This is a genomic window from Natronococcus sp. (genome assembly GCF_047921035.1).
Taxonomy (GTDB): domain Archaea; phylum Halobacteriota; class Halobacteria; order Halobacteriales; family Natrialbaceae; genus Natronococcus.
This window is the reverse complement of the sequence record NZ_JBLRWX010000245.1, coordinates 1-670: the sequence shown is the minus strand read 5'-3', so window position 1 is coordinate 670 and position 670 is coordinate 1. Positions and strand designations below refer to the sequence as shown.

The window sequence follows — 670 nt, the reverse complement described above, 5'->3', positions numbered from 1 at the left end:
GTCGGACTCGCCAATCGTCGTCATCAAGGTCCGCAATACCGTGCTCTTCGAGCCTTTGATCGACCGTGAAGCTCGTTTCATCAACAGGGTGGAATTTGTGCGCCCGGACACGGTCGAGTACCGCCTCTACGGACAGTCCATCGGAGGAGCTCGGTTCAGTATCGTTCATACACCCACGAGACGACCGGTCCAGAAAAGGGTACGCGCGACGGCAAAACCGAGACATCCACAGAGATACCAGCGGAAGCCGAAATGATCATTCAGTGAACTCATACGGTTTCCTGTACGTCAGTACCGGCGCAACCGCGACCCGTACGGCGGTTGCACCGGTAAATCGTTACAGCAATCCGTATCAGACGTCAAGCGTCTCAGCCAGTTCGTAGAACGTCTCGATGGTGAGATCGGGGTCGGGACCGAAGGGCTCCCACGGTGTTGATTTGCGATCCACCCAGGCGGCCTGCATCCCGGCGTTTTGAGCGCCCATAACGTCGAACCAACCGGCAGTCACATGGACGATTTCGTCGATCGGCGTGCCGGTACGTGCGGCCGCGTGTCGATAAATCTCTACCGCGGGTTTGAACGTCCGGACCTCATCAGCGCTAATCGTGTCTTCGATGATATCGCCGATCTCGGCGTGGGCAACCATCGACTCGAGCATCTCCGGATTACC

The 670-nt window shown here is 57.6% G+C and carries 1 protein-coding gene; it reads right to left on the bottom strand.

The annotated features are described in order from the left end of the window. Positions 1-352 precede the first annotated feature (352 nt). Positions 353-670, bottom strand: a 318-nt coding sequence (locus ACNA7R_RS20510; RefSeq protein WP_416285382.1) for an HAD hydrolase-like protein, incomplete at its 5' end; no start/stop codon positions are given.